The organism is Mycobacterium sp. 3519A (assembly GCF_900240945.1).
GTDB lineage: Bacteria > Actinomycetota > Actinomycetes > Mycobacteriales > Mycobacteriaceae > Mycobacterium.
This window is the reverse complement of the sequence record NZ_OESG01000014.1, coordinates 2,051,135-2,073,264: the sequence shown is the minus strand read 5'-3', so window position 1 is coordinate 2,073,264 and position 22,130 is coordinate 2,051,135. Positions and strand designations below refer to the sequence as shown.

General features: G+C 67.4%; 24 protein-coding genes. 10 read left to right on the top strand and 14 right to left on the bottom strand.

What is annotated here, in order from left to right; genetic code table 11:
- The first annotated feature begins 105 nt into the window (after positions 1–105).
- The 5 genes from C1A30_RS31195 to C1A30_RS31180 are packed head-to-tail and all read left to right on the top strand — an operon-like array spanning position 106 to position 3,703.
- Positions 106–1,638 carry a nitric oxide reductase activation protein NorD gene (locus C1A30_RS31195; RefSeq protein WP_101952082.1) on the top strand — a complete coding sequence of 511 codons (1,533 nt, stop codon included), beginning with the start codon at positions 106–108 and terminating at the stop codon, positions 1,636–1,638.
- A 29-nt stretch (positions 1,639–1,667) separates the two neighbouring features.
- The gene (locus tag C1A30_RS31190; protein ID WP_101953014.1) at positions 1,668–2,453 is read left to right on the top strand and encodes a CbbQ/NirQ/NorQ/GpvN family protein; all 786 of its coding nucleotides are present in this window, start codon (positions 1,668–1,670) and stop codon (positions 2,451–2,453) included.
- 14 nt (positions 2,454–2,467) lie between these two features.
- Positions 2,468–2,596 (top strand): hypothetical protein, encoded by a 129-nt coding sequence (locus C1A30_RS36390; protein WP_255397307.1) that lies wholly within the window; start codon positions 2,468–2,470, stop codon positions 2,594–2,596.
- The gene (locus tag C1A30_RS31185) at positions 2,593–3,288 is read left to right on the top strand and encodes a hypothetical protein (RefSeq protein ID WP_101952081.1); all 696 of its coding nucleotides are present in this window, start codon (positions 2,593–2,595) and stop codon (positions 3,286–3,288) included. Before C1A30_RS36390 ends, C1A30_RS31185 begins: the two co-directional genes overlap by 4 nt.
- 13 nt (positions 3,289–3,301) lie before the next feature.
- A complete protein-coding gene (locus C1A30_RS31180; RefSeq protein WP_101952080.1) occupies positions 3,302–3,703 on the top strand; it encodes a hypothetical protein in 402 nt (133 codons plus the stop codon).
- 3 nt (positions 3,704–3,706) lie between these two features.
- Here C1A30_RS31180 and C1A30_RS31175 read toward each other — a convergent pair whose 3' ends face one another.
- A complete protein-coding gene (locus C1A30_RS31175) occupies positions 3,707–4,732 on the bottom strand; it encodes an acetylserotonin O-methyltransferase (RefSeq protein ID WP_235010279.1) in 1,026 nt (341 codons plus the stop codon).
- 200 nt (positions 4,733–4,932) lie between these two features.
- Here C1A30_RS31175 and trpC point away from each other — a divergent pair, with 200 nt between their 5' ends.
- Positions 4,933–5,733, top strand: coding sequence for an indole-3-glycerol phosphate synthase TrpC (gene trpC, locus C1A30_RS31170; protein WP_101952078.1), 801 nt, complete (start codon positions 4,933–4,935; stop codon positions 5,731–5,733).
- Here the strand turns inward: trpC and C1A30_RS31165 are convergent.
- The 9 genes from C1A30_RS31165 to C1A30_RS31125 are packed head-to-tail and all read right to left on the bottom strand — an operon-like array spanning position 5,730 to position 16,188.
- Positions 5,730–6,167 carry an SRPBCC family protein gene (locus tag C1A30_RS31165; protein WP_101952077.1) on the bottom strand — a complete coding sequence of 146 codons (438 nt, stop codon included), beginning with the start codon at positions 6,165–6,167 and terminating at the stop codon, positions 5,730–5,732. The genes trpC and C1A30_RS31165 overlap by 4 nt on opposite strands.
- A 3-nt stretch (positions 6,168–6,170) precedes the next feature.
- The gene (locus C1A30_RS31160) at positions 6,171–6,353 is read right to left on the bottom strand and encodes an antitoxin (RefSeq protein WP_101952076.1); all 183 of its coding nucleotides are present in this window, start codon (positions 6,351–6,353) and stop codon (positions 6,171–6,173) included.
- 9 nt (positions 6,354–6,362) lie between these two features.
- Complete coding sequence (locus C1A30_RS31155) at positions 6,363–8,744, bottom strand: cation-translocating P-type ATPase (RefSeq protein WP_101952075.1); 2,382 nt, start codon at positions 8,742–8,744, stop codon at positions 6,363–6,365.
- Positions 8,741–10,327, bottom strand: a complete 1,587-nt coding sequence (locus tag C1A30_RS31150; RefSeq protein WP_101952074.1) for a serine hydrolase — start codon at positions 10,325–10,327, stop codon at positions 8,741–8,743. Before C1A30_RS31150 ends, C1A30_RS31155 begins: the two co-directional genes overlap by 4 nt.
- Positions 10,328–10,375: 48 nt before the next feature.
- Positions 10,376–11,017: a class I SAM-dependent methyltransferase gene (locus tag C1A30_RS31145; protein WP_101952073.1), complete on the bottom strand. Its 642-nt coding sequence runs from the start codon at positions 11,015–11,017 to the stop codon at positions 10,376–10,378.
- Entirely contained in the window at positions 11,010–12,134 is a 1,125-nt protein-coding gene (locus C1A30_RS31140; protein ID WP_101953013.1) for an MBL fold metallo-hydrolase, read from the bottom strand. The genes C1A30_RS31145 and C1A30_RS31140 overlap by 8 nt, the downstream gene beginning before the upstream one ends.
- A gap of 2 nt (positions 12,135–12,136) precedes the next feature.
- Positions 12,137–12,871, bottom strand: coding sequence for an enoyl-CoA hydratase (locus tag C1A30_RS31135; RefSeq protein ID WP_101952072.1), 735 nt, complete (start codon positions 12,869–12,871; stop codon positions 12,137–12,139).
- A 9-nt stretch (positions 12,872–12,880) separates the two neighbouring features.
- Complete coding sequence (locus C1A30_RS31130) at positions 12,881–15,022, bottom strand: glycogen debranching N-terminal domain-containing protein (protein WP_101952071.1); 2,142 nt, start codon at positions 15,020–15,022, stop codon at positions 12,881–12,883.
- Positions 15,019–16,188: a glycosyltransferase family 4 protein gene (locus C1A30_RS31125; RefSeq protein ID WP_235010278.1), complete on the bottom strand. Its 1,170-nt coding sequence runs from the start codon at positions 16,186–16,188 to the stop codon at positions 15,019–15,021. The genes C1A30_RS31130 and C1A30_RS31125 overlap by 4 nt, the downstream gene beginning before the upstream one ends.
- 126 nt (positions 16,189–16,314) lie before the next feature.
- On the opposite strand from C1A30_RS31125, the gene C1A30_RS31120 reads away from it, so the two are divergent.
- Genes C1A30_RS31120 through C1A30_RS31110 form a run of 3 tightly spaced genes read left to right on the top strand, consistent with a single transcriptional unit; the run spans position 16,315 to position 19,184 of the window.
- The gene (locus tag C1A30_RS31120; RefSeq protein WP_101952070.1) at positions 16,315–17,784 is read left to right on the top strand and encodes a carboxyl transferase domain-containing protein; all 1,470 of its coding nucleotides are present in this window, start codon (positions 16,315–16,317) and stop codon (positions 17,782–17,784) included.
- The gene (locus C1A30_RS31115) at positions 17,781–18,476 is read left to right on the top strand and encodes an alpha/beta fold hydrolase (RefSeq protein ID WP_101952069.1); all 696 of its coding nucleotides are present in this window, start codon (positions 17,781–17,783) and stop codon (positions 18,474–18,476) included. The genes C1A30_RS31120 and C1A30_RS31115 overlap by 4 nt, the downstream gene beginning before the upstream one ends.
- 15 nt (positions 18,477–18,491) lie before the next feature.
- Entirely contained in the window at positions 18,492–19,184 is a 693-nt protein-coding gene (locus C1A30_RS31110) for a hypothetical protein (RefSeq protein ID WP_200828476.1), read from the top strand.
- Between the two features lie 6 nt (positions 19,185–19,190).
- On the opposite strand, the gene C1A30_RS31105 is transcribed toward C1A30_RS31110, so the two are convergent.
- From C1A30_RS31105 to C1A30_RS31095, 3 genes are read right to left on the bottom strand one after another with little or no spacing between them, the layout of a single operon-like run.
- A complete protein-coding gene (locus tag C1A30_RS31105; protein WP_101952068.1) occupies positions 19,191–19,439 on the bottom strand; it encodes a hypothetical protein in 249 nt (82 codons plus the stop codon).
- Positions 19,440–19,442: 3 nt separating this feature from the next.
- Positions 19,443–19,892: a hypothetical protein gene (locus C1A30_RS31100; protein WP_101952067.1), complete on the bottom strand. Its 450-nt coding sequence runs from the start codon at positions 19,890–19,892 to the stop codon at positions 19,443–19,445.
- The gene (locus tag C1A30_RS31095) at positions 19,892–20,446 is read right to left on the bottom strand and encodes a TetR/AcrR family transcriptional regulator (protein WP_101952066.1); all 555 of its coding nucleotides are present in this window, start codon (positions 20,444–20,446) and stop codon (positions 19,892–19,894) included. The genes C1A30_RS31100 and C1A30_RS31095 overlap by 1 nt, the downstream gene beginning before the upstream one ends.
- A gap of 93 nt (positions 20,447–20,539) precedes the next feature.
- On the opposite strand from C1A30_RS31095, the gene C1A30_RS31090 reads away from it, so the two are divergent.
- Complete coding sequence (locus C1A30_RS31090) at positions 20,540–21,679, top strand: FAD-dependent oxidoreductase (protein ID WP_101952065.1); 1,140 nt, start codon at positions 20,540–20,542, stop codon at positions 21,677–21,679.
- Here the strand turns inward: C1A30_RS31090 and C1A30_RS31085 are convergent.
- Positions 21,657–22,064 (bottom strand): hypothetical protein, encoded by a 408-nt coding sequence (locus C1A30_RS31085; protein WP_101952064.1) that lies wholly within the window; start codon positions 22,062–22,064, stop codon positions 21,657–21,659. The genes C1A30_RS31090 and C1A30_RS31085 overlap by 23 nt on opposite strands.
- Positions 22,065–22,130: the final 66 nt, after the last annotated feature.

Genomic DNA, 22,130 nt, shown 5'->3' with positions numbered 1-22,130 from the left:
GGGTTTGGGAGATACTGCGCTACGTCGCGGCGTGGGGCGGTACCGGACTGATCATCTGGTTCTGGTACTGGATGTTCTCCAATATCGGCACCTTCTGACGCGTCGATGACCGACTTGTCCGATGGGCACGCGATGGCGACCGAACGCAGTTGCGCTGTCACGGCCGTTGCATTGAGTAGCCAACGCCGTCACGGCGTCCGACTGGTCACCGGCGAACACCGCGCCTTCAGCCTGACCTCCGGCCTGGACTACGTCCACGTGCCGTACCCGCCGATCGGCGGCGACTGGACCCGCAGGACATTGACTTGCGGTGTGGCGCTGCAATGTTCGCCGTCCAAGGACCTGCTCGGCGGTTATCGGTTGAACGAACTGTCCACCCGCGAACTGCGAGCGCTTCACCTGGTCGAGGCGGCCGTCGCCCTCGGGTGGATCACCGACAACTGGCCGGGACTGGTCGACGAAACGCGGCGGGTGCTGCCCGATCTGGAGGCGCTGCCCGGCGACCTGGATGCCGCGGAGATGTTGAACAGGGCGCTTTCGTTGGCCCGCTCGGGGCAGCCCCTGAACATTGACCCGCTGATCGGCAGGTTGCCCTCGGCCTTCACCACGCCGCAGGGTTTCTCGGACAGGCTGCGTCGCACCTTCGGCAGAATGCCTTGGACCACAACGCAGAAGCGTCTTCCTCGGCCATATTCGGTGCCTGTCGGCGGTGACGGCGGTGTGCGCAACTCCAATCTGCCGCCGCCGAGCCGGCCACACGACAACGATCTCGACATCACCCCGCAGCACCGGCCGGGAATCCCGTATCCGGAATGGAATGCGTGGACCAACAGCTTCATGCCGAACCACGTCGCGGTTCTCGAGCGCCAGCACACCAGCCACACCCGCGAGCCGGGCATGGTGTCCGCCGACCTCCGAAAGTGGTTCGAGGAGCACACACATCGGGCCATGAAGAACCGCCAGGAGGACGGGTCCGATCTCGACGTCGAGCAGTACGTCAGCCATTACATCGACCTAACGACGGGCGAGGCCTTCGAACCGCGGATCTTCCGCGAACTGCTGCCCGCCAGCCGCGACGTCACCACGGCGCTGCTGCTCGACGGCAGCTCGTCGCTGGGGGTGCACGGCGGACGGATGTTCAAATTGGAGCTGGCGTGTGCCGACGCGCTGTCGCGGGCGATGACGCATGCGCGCGAGCGGCACGGCATCTTCGCGTTCACCGGCAACACGCGGCATCGTGTCGAGGTCAACTGCCTCAAGGACTTTCACGATCGCCGCTTCGTGCCGCCGAGCCGGCTTGGCCTCGTGACAGGCGGCTACACCCGGCTCGGCGCGCCGTTGCGTCACCTGACCAGCCGACTTCTCGCGCAGCCGTCCGAACGGCGACTGCTCATCGTGATCGGCGACGGCCTGATCTCCGACGAAGGCTATGAGGGTCGTTACGCCTGGGCCGACGCCGCGCACGCAGTCGAAGAAGCCAACGACGCGGGCGTCTCGATCTACTACGTCGGGGTCGGGCCGACGCGGGTCGACCCGCTGCCCGATGTGTTCGGGCCCCGCCGCTCGCAACGCATTCGGCGGGTCGAAGATCTGCCGCGGGTGCTCGCCCACGTGCACAGGGAGTTGGTGGCCGCATGACGCCCAGCGAGAAGCGGAGCGGATCGCGCATGACCGAGACGTATTTCTCGAACGGTGACGAAGTCCAGTTGTTCGAGCAGGCGTACCGGCAGCGACTGCCGGTGATGCTCACCGGGCCCACCGGATGCGGTAAGACGCGGCTTGTCGAGCACATGGGTGTGCTGCTGCGCAGGTCCGTCGTCACGATCAGCTGTCACGACGATCTGACGAGTTCGGACTTGGTCGGCCGGTTCATGGTGACCGGCGGCGACGTCGTGTGGACCGACGGCCCGCTCACCCGAGCCGTCAAGGCCGGCGCCATCTGCTACCTCGACGAAGTCGTCGAAGCACGCCACGACTCGCTGGCCATCCTGCATTCCCTGACCGACCACCGGCGCGCACTGTATCTCGACCGCGCAGGCGAAGTCGTCAAGGCGCCGGACGAATTCATGCTCGTCTGCTCGTACAACCCCGCATACCGAAGCTCACTGAAGGAGCTGAAGCCGTCATTCCGGCAGCGGTTCGTCACGCTGCCGATGCGATACCTTCCCGCAGACCGCGAAGCAGAGGTCATCGTCGCCGAGGCCGGTGTCGATCCCGCGACGGCCAGGCGCCTCGTCGGCTGTGCCACCGCCATCCGCACGGCCGACGAGGCGTTCCACTTCGAACCGCCGTCGACCAGGGTGTTGGTCACCGCCGCGCAGCTGATCGCCGCCGGCGCAACTGAATTGGAGGCCGCCGAGGCGTGCATCCTGGCGCCGCTGTCGACCGACGGAGCCATCACCGACGGCTTACGCGAAGTGGCGGTGGCCAGCCTGGCGACCGCTGAGGGTTAGAAGGGGTTCTCGAGATGGATCAAAAGGAGCGCAAGCGCAAGAGAGCGCTCATCGTCCTGCAGATCGTGATCTACGGCTACCTGTTGACGATGTTCGGAATCCAGCTCTACATGTCCTTCGCGCGAGGGTGGTGGGATCTGTGAGCCTGGACGTGCGGACCGGCGGTGCGGTCAGCCTCGAGCAGCACGACGAGCAATCGCGGCTGGCGCAACGCCGAGCGGACAAGTCGATGATCGTCGGCGCCGCCCTGATGGGGATGTGGGCGCCGGGGATCTTCGGGTTGCCGATCTTCCTGCGCGGGGTTTGGCTGCAGCGGCAGGCCGCCCGCGCCGGTCTGTCGATGCGGCCGATGATCGTCACACTGATCGGATATCTGGTGCTGATCGACGGAATGCTCAACAGTTTGGGTTGGGCGCTGGATCTGGTGGCCAACCACACGCTGATCAACCGGGTGCTGATGGTCGGCTGGGGCGCCATGTTCGATGCCGGCTATTTCTGGCATTACAACGAACTGTGGGTCGGCGGCGCCGCCGGGCCGGGCGAGAAGTCCATGGTGTTCGGGATGATCCTGACCGTCTTCGCGATGCGGTGCGCCGCCGCGATCGGGTTCCTGCAGATGAAGCGCTGGGGTCACCAATGGATGATCATCACCTGCTGGATGGGCGTGCTGATCTGGTGTCTGTACGTGTTCAACATGACCATGTATGCCGACGTGCGATACGCCGGTGTGGTGTTCCCGGTCATCGGCTGGTGGCTCTACGACATCTTCTACATCACGCCGTTCCTCGCCATCCCCTATCTGCACACGGTCAACCGCGAAATCTTCTCCGACTGAAGGAGTTCCGATCATGACGACAGCAGCCGAAGAGAAGACTGCGGACCTGCCGCCCGGCACCACGCCGTACTACGCGAACATGCACAAGTGGATCAAACGCGCGGTGCTGGTCTGCCTGGTGGCGCTCGTGATCGAGGGTGCGTTCACGCTGCCGTTCATGGCGGTGTACTACGGCTATCCGACGTTGAGCCTGACCGAGATCTGCAGCGAACTGCTGAAGGTCCGCTATTCCGACGACACGTTGGAGTGCAAGGTGCCCTACCCGCCGCTCGGCCCACCTGAGGGCGCCGAAGGCAAGGACACCGCCCGTGACGATTGGGGCATCCAACCGGTGCCGAAGTACCACCGGATCGGCTTCCGCGAGCTCGTCCGCATCCACGACGAGCGCATCGCGAGACAGGGTGGCGCCCCGTGACTTTCAGATGGCCACCGTCTCGATGACCGCGAACTGCCCAGCTTGGCCGACGGATTTGCGACGTAGTCCGGCGGCGTCGAAGAGGTCGTCGAACTCGTCGATGCTGCGTTCTCTGCCGCCGGTGATGGCGAGCATGTTCATATCCATCAGTGGTGGCAGCCCCGGTGTACCCAGTTCCCCAACGAGGTAGTCGATAACGACGATGCGCCCGCCCTTTTGGAGGGCAGCGCGGCAGTTGTTCAGGATCCGTACGCACTCATCGTCGTCCCAGTCGTGCAGGATGTACTTGAGCAGGTACAAGTCGGCCGGCGATACAGATGCGAAGAAGTCGCCGGCCACCGCGACGAAGCGGTCGTTCAGGCCGTCCTTGCGAGCAGCCGCCTCGGCCTCCGGCACGACGTGCGGCAGGTCGAAGACGCCGCCGCGTAGGTCGGGGTTCGCACGCATCATCGCACGGACGACTTCGCCGTTGGCTCCTCCAACGTCCAGCGCGAAGTCCACACCGCGGGTATCGACCATTGCCGCGATCTCGTTCGCCACGGTGGCGGTGAGGTTCGACATGGCTTCGGTGAAAAGACTGGACTCGTCGGGGTGCGCGGCGAAGTAATCAAAGATCGTGTCGGCCTCGCCGTGTGCGGCCCTGATCTGCCTTTCACCACTGCGCACAGCGTCCGGGAAGCGTCCCCAGCTCAACCAATGCCCGGGTGCGGCCTGCGCAAGTGCCATGCCCCGCATCGAGTTTGGATCGTCCTTGCGCAGTGTGCTCAGCAACGACGTTCCGGTGAAGTGCACCCCATCGGCGGACGTCACCATCCCCAACGAGGCGCACGTGCGGAGCAAACGCCGGGTGGCGTCCACGTTGATGGATTCCGCGGCCGCGATCGCTTCCGGGGTGTCGATACCCGCCGCGAGATGATCTGCCAGATTGAAGATGGCCGCCGCACGGACGATCTGAGTCACCCAGAATCCGGTCACCATGGTCGTCATGCGCGAATAGTCCTGGGCTCCTGCGGGCACGGATCTCGTCATCAATTCTCCAATGATCGTTGTTTGCGGCCGGGCCTCGATGCTCCGGTTGTGCACGCGCGGAAAGCTTTTGAGTGCAACCGACGGCCAGCATAGACAAGATGCCAGCCATATTCGCAAGGGATGAAACAGGCTGTCGCGTTCGTTAGTAACAAGGTGAGACCCGGCGTGGCGTGTTTGCGATCCAGCGAGGAGATACGACTGTGAGTGTTTTGGACGGAATCCTCGAAGGGGTTCGCGAAGACCTCGAGGACCGCAAACGCCAAGTCTCGCAGGCGGAATTGCGATCACGTGTTGCCGACAAAGGCCCCGCGCTCGATCCGATGCCTGCCTTTCGCTCACCGGGGGTATCGATCATCGCCGAGGTGAAGCGCAAGAGTCCGAGCAAGGGCGCGCTTTCCGACATCCCCGATCCTGGATTGCTGGCGACCCAGTACGCGGCGGGTGGCGCGGCAGCCATCAGCGTGCTCACCGAGCGCCGTCGCTTCGGTGGGTCGTTGGCCGACATGGACGAGGTGCGCTCGCGCGTCGACATCCCGATCCTGCGCAAGGATTTCATCGTCGACCCGTATCAACTGTGGGAAGCACGCGCCCACGGCGCGGATCTCGCACTGTTGATGGTCGTGTCGCTAAGCGATACGCAATTGGCCGACCTGTTGGGGCTGTGTGCCGAGTTGGGGCTCACCGCTCTCGTCGAGTCGCACACGGCCCAGGAAGTCGGTCGGGCAGTCGATTCCGGCGCGAAACTCCTCGGCATCAATGCCCGGGATTTGACCACCCTGGAGGTGAATCGCTCCGTCTTCGCCGAACTCGCGCCGCTTCTCCCGGAAGGCGTTGTGCGCGTGGCAGAGTCGGGGGTCGCCGGCCCGCAGGACGTGGCGGAGTATCGGAGCTGGGGCGCCGATGTGGTGCTGGTCGGCGAGGCGCTGGTCCGGTCAAGAGACCCTCGGACGGCTGTCCGCGAGTTCAGCCAGACGCCTGTGGCCGGCTCGCCGAAAAACTAAGCCGGCGCGAAGACCGACTTGAACCTGTTCAGCGATTCGCGGATATCGCTTTTCAGCGCGCCCGCCACCACCATGCCGATGGGGCCGAACAACGCCGGACCGCCGAGGTGGACGTCGAAGGTGACCGTCGAACCCTCGCCCGCCGGTTTCACCTTGCCGATCAGCTTGACCTTCACGCCACCCTTGCCGTCGCCGTTCAGCGTCATGGCCTCCGGCGGCCGGTAGTGCACGATGGTCCATTGGATCCGGTTCGGCATGCCCTTGACCTCGACGATGGAATCCAGGGTGGTGCCCTTCTCCAGCGTCTCGGGCAGCTTGGAGCGCCACACCCGGTGGATCGACAGCCAGTCCTTGTACCGGGACAGGTCAGACGCGCACTGCCATGCCTTCTCCGGCGGTAGCGGGACGTCGACGGAGACGGAAAGTTTGGCCATAACTCAGTTCTGTTGAGGAGGGGTCTTGTCGACGGCCTTCTTGGCCGCTTCCTGCGCCTTGTCGACCTGACTCGCGTACTTGCCCTGCGTCTTCTGGTCGACGATGTCTCCGGCCTTGTCGATGGCGGTGTCCACTGCACCCTTGTTCTTCGAGGCCAGGTCTTTCAGCTTGTCCAGAAATCCCATGTGCCCACCCTACCGCTGCTTCCACAACGTGCGGCGCTCACCTAGAACCCGCCCCTGCACCCACCAGATCACCTCGATCCCCACCGCTGCGACCAGGCCGATGCCCACCGCAATCGAGGTGATCTTGACGTTGGACGGGTCGAGCATGAATGTCTTCTGCGCCAGCGGAAGCGAGAAGATCACCACGTAGGCCAGGCCGGACACCCCGACCAGCAGCACGCGCCACCACTCATACGGGCGTGCGATCACCGCCAACACCCACACCGCGGCGATCAGCAGCGTGATCAACGCGGCCGTCGAGGCCTGCGTCTGCTCGACCGCCGACGCCTCGCGGCCCTGATACGCGGCCAGATACGACGTGAACGTCGCGATGCCGACCACCAGGCCCGACGGCAGCGCCGCCGTCATCACCCGGCGCACGAAGCCGGGGTGGGCCCGCTCGTTGTTCGGGGCCAACGACAGGATGAACGCCGGGATGCCGATGGTGAACCACGCCGCGATCGTCACGTGAATCGGCTGGAACGGAAACAGCAGCGGATCGGACCCGATGACCTTGGACGCCAGGCCCGCCAGCCCCACGCAGATGGCGAGCAGCACCGAGTACACCGTCTTGGTCAGGAACAGATTCGAGACCCGTTCGATGTTGCCGATCACCCGCCTGCCCTCGGCAACCACATGCGGCAGCGTCGCGAACTTGTTGTCCAGCAACACGATCTGGGCCACCGCACGCGAGGCCGAACTGCCCGACCCCATCGCCACACCGATGTCGGCGTCCTTGAGCGCGAGCACGTCGTTGACGCCGTCGCCGGTCATCGCGACGGTGTGCCCGCGGGACTGCAGCGCGTGCACCATCGCGCGCTTCTGGTCCGGCCGCACCCGACCGAACGTCGTGCACTCCTCGAGAGTGTCGGCAAGCCTGTCGTTCTCGTCGGGAAGTTCGCGGGCGTCCATCGTCTCGCCCTCCAGGCCGAGGGATCCCGCCACCGCGCCGACCGAGACCGCGTTGTCGCCGGAGATGACCTTGACGGAAACCTTCTGCGAGGCAAAGTATTCGAGCGTGTCACGGGCGTCCGGGCGGACCCGCTGCTCGAGTACCACCAGGGCCACCGGCGTGACGACGCCAGGCGCGTCGGGATGGTCGACGGGCAGGTCGCTCGAGCCGAGCAGCAGCACCCGCAAGCCCAACGACCCGATCTGCTCGGCCTGCTCGGCCACCGGCGACCCCGGCGCGAGCAGGACGTCGGGCGCCCCGATCACCCAGTTGCCGTGTTCGCCGTAGGATGCGCCGCTCCATTTGGTCGCCGACTTGAACGGCGCTGTCGCCGTCGCGCTCCAGCCCGGCGGCATCTTGTAGGCCTCGCCGATGGCCGCCATGCTGGCGTTGGGGCGGGGATCGTCGGCGGCCAGCTGCGCCAGCACATCACCCACTCCAGCCTCGCTCAACGGCTTGAGATCCGCTACCCGCATACCGTTCTCGGTCAGTGTCCCGGTCTTGTCCGCGCACACCACGTCGACGCGGGCCAGCCCCTCGATGGCGGGCAATTCGTTGACAAGGCACTGCCGACGTCCCAGCCGGACCACGCCGACGGCGAACGCGATGGACGTCATCAGCACCAGGCCCTCGGGCACCATCGGGACCAGCGCGCCAACCATCGCGAGCACCGCCCGCCGCCAACCCACATCGGTGGTGAACAGTTGCGTGTAGATGGTCAGCAGGCCTGCAGGCCAGAGCAGGTAGGTGATGAACTGCAGGATTTTGTTGATGCCGCTGCGTAATTCGGAGTTCACCAGCGTGAACTTGCTGGCCTCCTCGGCCAGTTTCGCCGCGTACGCCTCACGACCCACCTTGGTGGCCCGGTACGCGCCTGTGCCCGCGACGACGAAGCTGCCCGACATCACGGGGTCGCCTGCGTCTTTCGCGATCGGGTCGGCCTCACCGGTCAGCAGCGATTCGTCGATCTCGAGGTTGGTCTCCTCCAGGATCTCGCCGTCGACGACGATCTGATCGCCGGGACCGATCTCGATGACGTCGTCGAGGACCACCTCGCCGGGCAACCGCGCGACGGTACCGGATTGCCTGCGCACCAACGGCTTCGCCTGACCGACGATGGCGAGTTTGTCGAGCGTCTGCTTGGCCCGTAACTCCTGGACGATGCCGATGGCGCTGTTGGCGATGATCAGTAGTCCGAACAACCCGTTGATCACCGACCCGGTGGCCAGCACGATGACCAGCAGCACACCGAGGATCGCGTTGATGCGGGTGAAGACGTTGGCCCGCACGATGTCCGACACACTGCGTGCGGCGCGGGTCGGCACGTCGTTGGTCTTGCCCTCGGCGATCCGCTGGGCCACCTCGGCGTCGCTGAGGCCTGCTGCGACGATGGTGGTCACCGGGTGAACGTCCCCTGCTCGAACGCGTCGTAGTACTCCAGTGTGAGCTTGTCGCCGTCGAACGTCGCCTTTGACACCGTCCCCGGCGGCGAGTTCTCCGACACCCATGTGTAACTGAACACGTTTCCGTCCCAATGGGTCAGCGGCACATCGAGTTTGGTACCCAATGCGAGATGCAGCGCGCCGTCGGACTCGGTGACGCGGGCAGGCCCCCAATAGTCGTTACGGTAGGTGCCGACGTAAGCGGACAGCGGTGCGGCGGGCGCGGGATTCGGCGGCGGTGTCTTGCCGACCAGCGAACCCGTCGGCTGCTCCATCTCGGCGAAGACATCGCTGTACAGCTTGTACCAGTCCTCGCGCACCTCGCCGAACTGGACCAGGTCGGCGAACTCGGCCGTCAGCGATTCGGGCACGCCCGACGGCGTCGCGTTGGTGAGCGCGACGATCGCCACGTCCGCCGACGGCAGGATCAGGAAGTTGGTGCCCGCGCCCAATTCGAATGCCCCGGAATGGCTCAGCGCCATCCGCGCCGCGGACGTCGAGCCCACATTGAAGCCGAAGCCGTAGAACCCCGATCGCATCGCGGGCTCCGACGCCGGACTCGACACGATCTGCGGTGTGACGGCGGGCAGCAACGCCTTGGAGTCGACGATCTGCTTACCGTCGTGGCTGCCGTCGGCCAGCACCATCGCCAGCCAGCGTGTTACGTCGTTGAGCGACGAACTGGCGCCGCCCGCCGGCGACTGGGGATCGGCGTCACGGACGTAGCGCGGTTCGTATTTTCCGTCGACGTGGATGTGGCCGACGGCGCGATCGGGCTTGGCTTCGTAGTCCGCGAACCGGAAGCTCGTCGACGTCATGCCCAGCGGGCGAAACAGCGCCTCGTCGGCGAGGTCCTCCCACGGCTTACCTGCGGCCGCGGCCACCGCTTCGGCGCCCGCGGTCAGCCCGAAATTGGTGTAGGCGTATGAGATTCGGAACGGGTCGAGCCGCAGTCGGCGAAGTTGCTCGAGCACATGGCGTCGGTCGTAGCCAAGGTCTTCGAGCATGTCGCCCGCGTGGTCGGGCAGCCCTGAGCGGTGCGAGAACATGTCCCCGACGGTGACCATCTGGGTGACGGCCGGATCTGAGAGCGCAAACCAGGGCAACTTCGACACGATCGGGGTATCCCAGCCGATCGCGTTGACGCCGACCTGATGAGCGACGACGGTTGCACTCAGCGACTTCGACAGCGACGCAAGCTGAAACACCGTGTCGGGGTCGACCCGGTTCTTCGGCTCATCCGCTGCGCTCGCATCCTTGACCCCGAAGCCCTTGGCGTACACGGTCTTCCCCTTGTGCACCACCGCGACGGCCATCCCGGGGATGCCGGACTTCCTCATCAGTGAGCCTGCGATGCCGTCGAGTTTGGCCACCGCGTCGTCGACGGCGTTCTCGGGCAGCGGCATCGCAGGCACCAACGGCGGCGGTTGATCGGACAGCGACTGTGCCGTCGGCGGCGGTGCATGTTCGACCGGTTTGGTGCAGCCCGTTGCCAACGCGAGCACCAGCATGGCTACGGTCGCCCGAGCCAATGCGTTCATGTCGTGAACGGTAGCCCAGCGAATGCCCGAAAGTTGTACGACTGACGGTCAGGTGGGGCTGCGGGCGAAGATGACGGCTCCCGGGACGTCCTCATCGGGCCTCATGACCAGTTCGGCGTCGATCGTGAACCCCGCATCTCGAAGCCAGTCCGCGACCTTGCCCGGCGGGCGGCGATAACTGTCGACGTTGATCCGGCGACCCGTGTACCCCTGCGACGCGTGGTCTGTTTCGTCACCGACGTGAAACCCGACCAGTAACGGACCCGCTGGACGCAACACGCGGCGGAACTCCGCGAACACACCGGGCACGGTGCGGTCGGGCACATGGATCACAGACCAGAACGCCACCAACCCGGCAACAGAGCCGTCGGCCAGGTCGAGGTCGGTCATCGTCCCTACCTCGAAACGTAGGTCGGGGTAGCTGCGCCGCGCGAGCGCGATCATCTCGGGCGAGAGATCGATGCCGAACGCGTCAACTCCAGCGTCGTGGAGGTAGCGGGTGACGTACCCCGGCCCGCAGCCGACATCGGCCACTGGTCCGCCTCCGGCACCGCGCACCAGATCGGCGAACAACGCCAGGCTTCCGCGCAGGAAAGGCCTCTCGTCGAGCAACCCGCGTACCTGCTCGGCGTAGCCGGAGGCGTCGGCGTCGTACGAGGAGCGGGTATCGGACAGCCAGGTGTCAGGCATGGGCGAGCTGCCACCACGGTTCAGCTGACGCGGTGTCCGAATCGACACGCTGCCCTGGCTTGGGCACCACCAAATGCACACCCGCGGGGTCGGCGGCGCGCAGCAGCCGCTCGACGGGCTCCGCCCACGGATGCGGGGCCAGCCGGAACGTCGCCCAGTGAATCGGCACCAGCAGTCCGGAGTCGGCCTCGGCGACGTCCAGATGGGCGCGCACCGCTTCTTCGGGATTCATGTGGATGTCCGGCCACGCCGGGTGATACGCCCCGATCGGCAACAGCGTCAGGTCGAAAGGCCCGTGATCCATGCCGATTTCGGCGAAGCTCTTGGTGTAGCCGGTGTCGCCGCCGAAGAACGCACGGTGCCGCGGCCCTGCGATCACCCATGACGCCCACAGCGTGGTGTCGCGGCTGAACAGTCGGCCGGAGAAGTGCCGGGCGGGGGTGCACACCAGCGTCAGATCGGCGATCTGATGGCTTTCGTTCCAGTCGAGTTCGACGATGCGGCTGTCCGGGATCCCCCACTTGCGCAGATGTGCGCCCACTCCGAGTGGCACCACGAACGGCGCCCGCTGGGTGCGCGCCAGACCCAGCACCGTCTCCATGTCGAGATGGTCGTAGTGGTCGTGGCTGATGATGACGGCGTCGACGGCGGACAGCGCCTCCAACGGCACAGGCACCTCGTGCAACCGCTCGGGACCCACCGTCTGGGACGGTGAACAGCGGCGACTCCAGATCGGATCGGCCAGCACGCGGTAGCCGTCGACCTCGATGAGCGCCGAGGAGTGCCCGAACCAGCGCACCGCCAGACGCGATGCGGCCGTTTCGCCTGGCGCGGGTTCGACCACGGGGATCGGTCCGGACGGCCGCGACTGTCCCCGCGAGCCGACCAGGTCCCAGATGATCCGCCGCTGTTCCTCGCGGTCGAGGCTGATGCCGGACGCGGGATCGACATTGACGAAGGTTCCGTCGGAGAAGTTCGGCGATCGCCGGGCGACCTCCGCGATCTCGGCGGGCGAGGCCCCCAGCGCGGCGGGGGCGCCGTGCAGCGCGCGCAACACCCAACTTCCGGCCAGCAGGGATGCCGTGCCGAAACCGAAGCGCAAGGCGGCGCGCACCACCATCAGGCGCCCTGGAACCTCGGTGGCCGCTTCTCGATGCGCGCGACCTGGGCCTCGATGACGTCCTGCGATGCCCACGCCTTGTCGAACAGTTCCTGGTGCTCGGGCCACGGGTCTTCATAGGCGCCGTCGTCGTTGAGCACCCGCTTGGCGTGCGCAAGCGCCAGCGGTGCGTACCCGGCGATCTCGGTGGCCCATGCCTGCGCGTCGGCCAGCGTGCCGATCCGGTTGGCCATCCCCGTCTGCAGTGCGACGTCGGCGGTGAGTCGTTCCGCGGCCAACAGCATGCCCCTGGCCCGGCCGGCGCCGACCAGCGACGTCAACCGCCGGATGCTCCAGTTGTCAAGCGCCAGACCGTATTTCGCGACCGGGAACTGGAAGTAGGCGTCGGGCGCAACGACGCGCAGGTCGCAGATCATCGACAGGATGACGCCTGCGCCGATCGCGGGCCCGTTGATCGCGCCGATGACCGGCACCGGTGCGGCGTCGATGGCGAGGTTGAGCGCCTTGGCCTTGTCCGGCAGCTCGTCGGCCACGCCCTGGGCGTCGGACAGGTCCGCCCCGGAGCTGAAGACGTGCCCTTGGCCGGTCAGCACGATGGCTCGGACGTCCTCGGTCGCGGCCTTCTCGATCGCTTCGCGCAGGCTGTCGACCAGCTCACCGTTCAGCGCGTTGCGCCGTTCGGCACGCTGCATCTCGAGGGTCAGCACGTTGCCGTCGCGGGTCACACCAATCATGGCGCCACCCTAGCGGCCCTGTTTTTCGGCTTCCGCGGTGACCAACTCCCAGCCGTCGGGCACACCGGTGACCTTCACCTCTTGCTCTTCGGCCTGAATGTGCACGGTGGCGCTGCCCAACCGCAGATCCGTGAGCGCCACGCGGCCCCACCCCTTGGGAAGCCGCGGCGCCACCGTGAGCCGGCGGTGCGGCACGTGCGGCTCCAACCCCAAAAACGACCGGACCAGCAGCAGCGGGGCCGCGCTCGCCCATGCCTGCGGCGAACACGACGTCGGATAGGGCACCGGCGACCGGAATTGGGACCGTGGGAAGCCGCAGTACAACTCCGGGAGCCGGCCGCCGAAGGACTGCGCGGCGTCCAGCAACCCGGTCGAGAGCCGTTCGGCCAGTGCGACCGCGTTCGGCAGGTGCCGGTATCGCAGCAGTCCCGCGACCGCGATCGCCGTGTCGTGCGGCCATACGGAGCCGTTGTGGTAGCTCATCGGGTTGAACGCGCCCATGGCGGCCGACAGCGTCCGCAGCCCGAAGCCGGAGTCCATGTCCTCCCCCGACAGCCGCTCGACGATCACCTCGGCGTGCTCGTCGGTGGCGATGCCGGTCCACAGACAATGCCCGACGTTGCTTGTCAGCGCGTCGACCGGGCGTTTGCGGCCGTCCAGCGCGACGGCGTACCACCCCTTGGACGGCAGCCAGAAGGCGTCGTTGAACCTGTCGCGAAGTGCGCACGCCCGGTCGCGCAGACGCGCGGCGGTCGCGGGTTCACCGAAGGCCTCGGCCAGTTCTGCCCGCGCCAACAGCGCGGCGTACTGGTAGCCCTGCACCTCGCACAGCGCTATCGGGGTCTCGGCCGTCCGGCCGCTCGCGTCGTTGATGCCGTCGAAGCTGTCCTTCCAGCCCTGGTTGATCAGGCCGCGGTCGGTCGCGCGCTGGTACTCGATGAAGCCGTCGCCGTCGCGGTCGCCGTATCGGGCCGCCCACGCCAGCGCGGCGTCGGCGGCGGGAAGCAGACCGCGGATGAACGACTCGTCGGCGCCCCACCGCCAACACTCGGCCAGCAGCATCACGAACAACGGGGTGGCGTCGATCGCGCCGTAGTACACGGTGCCGCCGAGGACGTGCGTGCTGGCGGGTCCGCGTCGGATCTCGTGCAGGATGCGGCCGGGCTGCTCTTCGGTGATGGGGTCGACGCGGCGCCCCTGCATCTCGGCCAACTGGTGCAAGGTGCCCAAGGCCAGCTCGCAGTCCAGTGGCAGCGCCATCCACGCCGTCAGCAGGCTGTCGCGTCCGAACAGCGTCATGTACCACGGTGCCCCGGCCGCGACGAACGGCCGACCGTCGTCGGCCTCGTCGTGGATCTGCAGGGCGCCGAGGTCACTTTCGGTGCGGTGCAACACTTCTGACAGGTCCAGATGGCCGGCTTCAACCTTGGTGGTGGTGACCCGCCAGGCTTCGATCTTCTGCGCGGGGGCGCTGGACTCGAAGTCCTCGCCGCTGCGGAACCGGCTCTTCACGCTGACGTTGGCCCATGTCGGCTGCACGACGATCTCGACCTGCCAGCGTTGCCGCGGCGGCACCACCACCCGCCAGGTGAACGAGCCCGGCATCACCGTCGGCTCGCCCGATGCGCTCACCGTCAGCCCCCTGACCCGGTCACTGCGGTCGTGCAGGACGAGTTCGTTGTTGACGACCGTCATATCGGCGCTGCCGATGAGCGCGCGGCCCTCCTTGACCGTGAACAGGTCGGCGAAGTCGGCGTCGGCGTGCAACTCGAGCGTCACCACCGTCGCCTCGCCCGCCAGGTTGTGCATCGAGATGGTCTCGTGCAGGCCGTCGGCGACCAGCCGTTCCCTGACCACCAGCAACGTGCTGTCGGCCAGGCCGGCTCGCGGTGCTCGCCGCAGGATGAACTGCGCGGCAAAGGCTTCCGGCGTCTGGACCGACAACGGCTCCGGCGGTCGCCCGTCCACCAGCAGTTCCCATTTGGACAGCACGCGGGCGTCGCGGAAGAACATGCCGTGCGAGCGGCCCGGCACCACGTCGCCGTTGCGGTCGGACAGGCAGAACGTCGACCCCTCCACCAAAGTCACTGTGTCCCCGCCGAACCCGATGCTGGCGGGTTCGCCGCTGTTGAGGGTGGCGGGGGTGCTCACGCGCTGGCTCGCTCGTCAGGACGGATCACGCGTCGGATCGCCATCGTTCGATGCCCAACCGTGGCGGCTTCGACGACGGAGCGGTAGATCTGCTCGTATCCCGAACCGAACCGGCCGACACCGAAATTCGCGGCCACGTGCCGTCGGCAGGCGGCCGGGTCGAGGGTCTGTGCCTTGGCGATCGCCGCGGGCAGTTCGTCGGGGCGGTCGCACACGATGCCGGTGACCCCGTCGACGAGCACCTCCTGCACGGCGCCACCCCGCAGCGCGACCACCGGGGTGCCGCACGCCATCGCCTCGATCATCACCATCCCGAACGGCTCCTCCCACTGGATCGGGAACAGCAGGCAGCGGGCCTCGGCGAGCAGTTTGCGCTTGCTGACCGCGTCGGCTTGCCCGAAGTCATGATCGTCTTCGGTGAGCAACGGGCGCACCTGTTCGTCGAAGTAGACCTGTTCGGCGGGCTCGCTGCATTTGCCTGCCAATACCAGCGGCAGGCCGGCCTGATGTGCGGCCTGCAGAGCGAGGTGAGCGCCCTTGTACGGCGCGTACCGGCCGAGGAACAGCGCGTAGTCGCCCTTCTCGGCGCGGAACGGCCAGTCGTCGATGGCCAGCGAGTTGTGGACGCGGCCAACCCAATTCAGGTCCGGAGCGAGCTCCCGCTGCCGGTCGCTGATCGCGATCAGCCCGACGTCGTCACCCAACTCGCGGTAGTAGGGGTACAGATCCTCGTCGATGGGACCGTGCACGGTGACGACCGTCGGCAGGCCCAACGTCTTGTACAACGGGATGTTCAGCGGGCCTGCGAATGTGTGATCGTGCACGATGTCGACGCCGTCGGTGTCCACCAGTCGCTCGATGGCCCGCCGCACCCGCAGGGCGTGCATGATCTCGGGGTAGGGCTGGCCGAGTCGTTCGGAGACCGGCCGGTCCCAGAGCGGGACGAACCGGGCGGCCGTGCCCGGCGCACCCGCCCCGAGCAGGGTGACCCGGTGCCCGCGCTTGACGAGCGCGTTGGCCAGATCGGCGACGACGGCCTCAGTGCCCCCGTACCCCTTGGGCGGAATGTCGAAGTAAGGCGGCGCGACAAGCGCGATTCGCAGCGGTTCGATGGCTTCGGTGTCGACATTTTCGATGTTGAAGTCATTGAAATCCTTGCCGCTCACAGGTTTCCCTCCTCAAAAATCTCTCGCAGCGGCGTTAGCACTCTTATCCGACGACTGCCAATTATGGCGGCGGTTCGGCCGCTTCGCCATTCACATCGGGAACGTCACGCGAGATAGCCTCGTGCAGTGAGTCGCATCGGCGCCCTTCAGCTGCGCGACGCCGTGCTGGACCGCGGTTCGTTCCGCAGCTGGGACACCGCGCCGGTGGCGGTGGCCGCCGACGACCAATACCGTCGCGAGCTGGCCGACGCGGCGGCGCGCACCGGGCTCGACGAGGCCGTGGTGACCGGCGAAGGTACGGTGTTCGGCCGCAGGGTCGCAGTGGTGTTGTGCGAGTTCGACTTCCTGGCGGGCTCGATCGGGGTGGCCGCCGCCGAACGCATCACCACCGCGGTGCAGCGGGCGACGGCCGAGCGGCTGCCGCTGCTGGCGTCGCCGAGTTCGGGCGGCACCCGGATGCAGGAGGGCACCGTCGCGTTCCTGCAGATGGTCAAGATCGCCGCGGCCGTCGAACTACACAAACAACAGCACCTGCCCTACCTCGTCTACCTGCGCCACCCGACCACGGGCGGCGTGTTCGCGTCGTGGGGGTCGCTCGGTCACGTCACGGCAGCCGAACCCGGCGCACTGGTCGGCTTCCTCGGCCCGCGGGTGTACGAGCACCTGTACGGCGAACCGTTCCCTGCGGGTGTGCAGACCGCGGAGAACCTGCACCGGCACGGCGTCATCGACGGCGTGGTGCCGCTGGATGCACTGCGCGCGACGCTGGACCGCACGTTGACGGTGGTGGCCGATCCGGCAGGCGCACCGCCCGCGATGCCCGCCGCTGATCCGATCCCGGATGTCGGAGCCTGGGCGTCGGTCGAGGCGTCGCGGCGCCCGGACCGGCCCGGCGTCGGATACCTGTTGCGGCACGGCACAACTGAGCGGCTGCTGCTGTCGGGCACCGAGCGGGGCGAGGCCGCCACGATGATGCTGGCGCTGGCCCGGTTCGGCGGCCAGCCCGCCGTCGTGCTCGGACAGCAGCGGGTGGTCGGGGGCCTGGTCGGCCCCGCGGCGCTGCGAGAGGCCAGGCGCGGTATGGCGTTGGCGGCGGGGTTGCGGTTGCCGCTGGTGCTCGTGATCGACACCGCGGGCCCCGCCTTGTCGACCGAGGCCGAACAGGGTGGGCTGGCCGGTGAGATCGCCAGGTGCCTGGCCGAACTCGTGACGCTGGACACTCCGACCGTTTCGGTGTTGCTCGGCCAGGGCAGCGGCGGGCCTGCGTTGGCCATGGTGCCCGCGGACCGGGTGCTGGCCGCCCTGCACGGCTGGCTGGCGCCGCTACCACCGGAGGGGGCCAGCGCGATCGTGTACCGCGACGTCGCGCATGCACCGGAACTGGCTGCCGCGCAGGGCATTCGATCGGCGGACCTGTTACGCGCCGGGATCGTGGACGCGATCGTGCCCGAGCTTCCCGACGCGGCCGACGAGCCGATGGCGTTCACCAGGAGGTTGTCGGCGACGATCGCCAACGAACTACACACGCTGCGCTCGGTGCCCGCACATGAGCGGCTGGCGGCACGGCTGGGGCGGTACCGGCGGATCGGGCTGTGACCCCGACGCTGCTGTTCGTGCACAGCCCGGCGGTGGGGCCGTCGACGTGGGTGTACACCGCAGAGGTGTTGCGGCAGAACGGGTTCCGGTGCCTGGTTCCTGATCTGACCGGTGTGGCGGCGGCGGGCGCGCCGTACTACCCGAAATTCGCGGCGGCGGCCTCCGTCGTCGACGGCAGCGGTCCTGTCGTGCTCGTCGGACACAGCGCCGCGGGCGCGCTGCTGCCCGCCGTCGCCGAGGCGCTCGGCGACCGGGTACGAGCAGCCGTGTTCGTCGACGCCATGCTGCCGCAACCGGGCCGCAGCTGGTTCGACACCGCCCCACCGGGGCTGGAGCGGCAGTTACGGGACCTGGCCAACGACGGTGTGCTGCCGCCGTATCACGAATGGTTCCCGCCTGGGACGCTGGCGGAACTGGTGCCCGACGCGGCACGACGCAACCGGTTGATCGCCGAGAATCCGCGGCTACCGGTGCCCTACTTCGACGAACCGGCGCCTGGCGCACGGTTCGCGGATCCGGTCGTGTGCGCGTTCGTCCGGCTCGGGGCGCCGTTCGACGCCGCCGCGGACAAAGCCGAACGGCTCGGCTGGTGGGTGGCGCGTCGGGACTGGGATCACCTGCGGATGCTCAGCGATCCCGACGGGGTCGCCGACCTTATCGCGCAGGCGATCTCCGCGACGCGTCCCGACTGATGGCATGCTGGCGTTGTGGCACCTGTGTTCGAGTTCGCGGGCCACTTCTGGTGGCTGATCTTCCCCTTCATGGGCGCTATCGGCGGAGCAGTGCGGGCCGTCGCGGTCGCCAACGAGCGGAGGGCACAGCGCCGGCTCGAGCGATACCGCATCAAGCAGCAGACCAAGGTCGCGCTCGCCGAGGCCTCCGGGCGCGCCCGCGCCAACGAAGCCGGCTACAAACGCGAGATGACCAAGTTGCTCGAGCGGCACAACCGCACCGACGAGCGCTGGCTCGAATACGAACTGGACATCGCGAAGCTGTTGGACTTCCCGCTGATGACCGATATGCGCGATCCGTTGACCATCGGCTTCCACAAGGCCAAGAGCCGCGCCGATCTGCTGCGGCCCGACCACGTCGACGACATCCTCGGCGACCGGGCCGCGCAACTCGAATACCGGGACGCGGTCGCCGAATACGTGTCGGCGTTCGATGTCGCGGAGTCGGAGGCGATCCGGCGGCGGCGCAGCGATTTCTCCGCCGAGGCGCAGGAGCGGCTGGCCCGCGGGCAGCATCTGCTGCGGCTGGCTTCGGACGAGGGAGCGACACCGCAGGAGCGGCAGAGCGCCTACACGCGGGCGCAGAAGGAACTCGACGGGCTCATCGTGCTGCCAGCGAGAACACGGTCGGCCATCGAGCGGAAGATCGCGGGCGAGATCGAGGCTTGACCGTTTTCAACCGCCTAGTTCATTGACCGCCGCGTCGAGTTGGGCGGCCTGCTCGGCGATGTCGTGCTCCGACGGCGCATCACCCAACCGCTTCACCAAGTCCTCGCGCGAGACGATTTCCAGGGCGCCGCGGTACTCCTCCGCCGCGAGTTGCCCCGCGCCGATCACCTCCGTCCGCCCCTCCACCAACACCAGCACGGCCTTGGTGTCGTCGGCTTGCAGGAGGCGTCGTACGTCGTCGGTCGAAATGGTCATGGCTCAGCTATACCCAACCAGCGCGGCAAGCATCGCGGCGGACGCAACGACATCGAACGGCAGGCGCAGCAGGCTCCGGCGGGTCCAGCGGACCGCGGACGCCTCGTCGACGGTCGCGGGGTCGGCCTTCTCGAACGCCAACGCCTTGGGGATGAAGTACGCGAACGACCACACCCGCATGACGACGTGGCTGGCCAACGCCACCAGCAGCGCGGCCCGCGCGTCGGCGTCGTGCCACGCCGCCACCAGCGCCACGATCAGCAGCACCTCGAAGATGGTGTGCGCGGGCAGCCAGAATCGCGCGCGGAAGACGCCGCCGTTGCGGGGCTGGATGATGCCGGGGCGCTTGGGCCACGCCGGGTCGACGACCAGGACCTCGTACAGGCCTCCGCCGAGCGTGACGCAGCTCGCGAGGGTGGTGACGGCGATCAGGACGAGAGTCGGGGTCCACATCACCGCCGATTATGCGGGCCGGTCAGATAGCGCTGGATGGTCGGACCCAGCCAGGCGACCACCTCGTCGTGTGACATCGCGACCACCGGTGGCAGCCGCAGCACGTAGCGGCACAGCGCCAAACCCAGCATCTGGGTGGCGATCAACCCGGTGCGCCGAGGCGCGTCGTCGGCGTTGATCTTCTCGATCGTGGGCAACAGCTGGCCGGCGAAGATCTGCTGCATGCGTTGCGCCGCTTCGGCATTCGTCGTGCTCGACCTCAGCAGCACGACCAGGGCCTCGTCACGTTCCCAGCGATCCATGAAGTAGCCGACCAACTGCGCACCCAGTTGGTCGGCCTCGACGGCGGCGAAGTCCGGCAACTGCAGGTCGAAGTCGGCCGCCGCGGCGAACAGTTGGTCCTTGTTGCCGAAGTAGCGCATCACCATCGACGGGTCGATGTTGGCGTCGGCGGCGATGGCCCGGATGGTGGCGCGCTCGTAGCCGGACTCGGCGAACCGCTGCCTGGCCGCGGCCAGGATCACTTCCTTCGTTTCCGCTGATGACCTCCGCATGCCAACAAGTGTAGGCCAACAAGTGTTGACATTGATGCGGGGCGCGCGCATAGTTATGCCAACAAGCGTTGGCATACGACCGAAGGAGAGGAAATGACCGACACCGATGTACTCGTCGTAGGAGCAGGCCCCAGCGGGCTCGCGTTGGCCGCGTCGCTGGTCAAGAAGGGTGTGCGCACCATCGTGGTGGACCGTCAGGCTGCGGGCGCCAACACGTCGCGCGCCGCGGTGGTCAATGCCCGCACGCTGGAGGTGCTCGACGACCTCGACGTGTCCCGCAGGTTGGTGAAGGAAGGCATCCAGGCGCCGAGGTTCACGATCCGCGACGGGCGGCGCACGCTGATTCCCGTCGACTTCTCGGGGCTGCCGACCGAGTACCCGTACTCGCTGATGGTGCCGCAGTCGACGACCGAGCGGTTGTTGCTCGATCGGTTGACCGAACTGGGCGGCACGGTGATCCGGCCGAAGACCCTGACCGCGGTGACGCAGGATGCCGACGGGGTGAGCGCCACGTTCGACGACGGCGAGGTGATCCGGGCACGGTATCTCGTTGGCGCCGACGGCATTCACAGCATCGTGCGCGAGCAGGCAGGCATCGGCTTTCACGGCGGCGAATATCAGGAGTCGTTCGCGCTGGCCGATATCCGGTTGCGCGGCGAAGCGCCGACCGACGAGGTCATTCTGTTCTGGGCCACGGCGGGGATGACGGTGGTGGCGCCGCTGCCTGGCGACATCTTCCGCATCGTCGCGCCGGTCGTCGACGCCCCCGAGCAACCGTCGGCGGCGTTCATCCAGCAACTGCTCGACGAGCGAGGACTCGGCGCGGGGCGGATGGTCGTCACCGAGGTCGTCTGGGGCTCGCGGTTCCGGATCCACCATCGGGTCGCCGACACGTACCGGGCCGGACGCCTGCTGCTGGCCGGCGACGCCGCACATGTGCACAGCCCCGCCGGAGGACAGGGCATGAACCTGGGTATCCAGGACGGCATCGCGCTGGCCGAGGCGTTGGCCGCGGTGCTCGACGGCGCACCCGAGCGCGTGCTCGACTCCTACAGCGCCGCGCGGCGTCCGATCGCCCAGCAGGTCGTCGAAATGACCGACAGGCTAACGCGTTTGGCGACGCTGCCGCGGGCGGTGCGGCCGATCCGCAACGCCGTGATCAGCCTGGTGGGCCGAGTTCCTGCGGCGCAGCGCGCGGTGGCGTGGCGGCTCAGCGGACTGGCGAACCGGTGATCCGTTCGGCGTTCGCGCGGGTGCGGTAGTACAACACGGCCATCGCGACAGCCGCCTCGACCGCCGCGATGCCCGTCGCCAGACCCATCACCGTCGATTGCGGACCCATGGCGGGCATCGGCATGTCGTGGTGATGGGCGGGCATCGGCAGATGCACCGCGATCATCGCGATGTTCATCAGGCCGACCACGCACCACGCCCGGATCGACCCGCGCAGCCACAGGTCGCGGGCGCACAACCCGCAGGCGACGATCATCGCTGCCAGCAGGCCCGCCGCCAGCACATTCGACGCGTGGCCCAACATCGCGGCGTGCAGTCCCGCCGACGTCAGGGCCAGCACCGCGCACGCCCGTCGCCCAAGGGTGGCGGACGTGGCGGTGAGCATCTCACTCCTCATATGGGTACAGACACGTCGAACGGACGAAACTCATCCGTCCTTTGCGCCGAAACG

Coding starts and splice junctions, on each gene's coding strand:
- C1A30_RS31195 (WP_101952082.1), top strand. CDS start 106: ATGACCGACTTGTCCGATGGGCACGCGATGGCGACCGAACGCAGTTGC.
- C1A30_RS31190 (WP_101953014.1), top strand. CDS start 1,668: ATGACCGAGACGTATTTCTCGAACGGTGACGAAGTCCAGTTGTTCGAG.
- C1A30_RS36390 (WP_255397307.1), top strand. CDS start 2,468: ATGGATCAAAAGGAGCGCAAGCGCAAGAGAGCGCTCATCGTCCTGCAG.
- C1A30_RS31180 (WP_101952080.1), top strand. CDS start 3,302: ATGACGACAGCAGCCGAAGAGAAGACTGCGGACCTGCCGCCCGGCACC.
- C1A30_RS31175 (WP_235010279.1), bottom strand. CDS start 4,732: ATGACGAGATCCGTGCCCGCAGGAGCCCAGGACTATTCGCGCATGACG.
- C1A30_RS31165 (WP_101952077.1), bottom strand. CDS start 6,167: ATGGCCAAACTTTCCGTCTCCGTCGACGTCCCGCTACCGCCGGAGAAG.
- C1A30_RS31160 (WP_101952076.1), bottom strand. CDS start 6,353: ATGGGATTTCTGGACAAGCTGAAAGACCTGGCCTCGAAGAACAAGGGT.
- C1A30_RS31150 (WP_101952074.1), bottom strand. CDS start 10,327: ATGAACGCATTGGCTCGGGCGACCGTAGCCATGCTGGTGCTCGCGTTG.
- C1A30_RS31145 (WP_101952073.1), bottom strand. CDS start 11,017: ATGCCTGACACCTGGCTGTCCGATACCCGCTCCTCGTACGACGCCGAC.
- C1A30_RS31135 (WP_101952072.1), bottom strand. CDS start 12,871: ATGATTGGTGTGACCCGCGACGGCAACGTGCTGACCCTCGAGATGCAG.
- C1A30_RS31105 (WP_101952068.1), bottom strand. CDS start 19,439: ATGACCATTTCGACCGACGACGTACGACGCCTCCTGCAAGCCGACGAC.
- C1A30_RS31100 (WP_101952067.1), bottom strand. CDS start 19,892: ATGTGGACCCCGACTCTCGTCCTGATCGCCGTCACCACCCTCGCGAGC.
- C1A30_RS31095 (WP_101952066.1), bottom strand. CDS start 20,446: ATGCGGAGGTCATCAGCGGAAACGAAGGAAGTGATCCTGGCCGCGGCC.
- C1A30_RS31090 (WP_101952065.1), top strand. CDS start 20,540: ATGACCGACACCGATGTACTCGTCGTAGGAGCAGGCCCCAGCGGGCTC.
- C1A30_RS31085 (WP_101952064.1), bottom strand. CDS start 22,064: ATGCTCACCGCCACGTCCGCCACCCTTGGGCGACGGGCGTGCGCGGTG.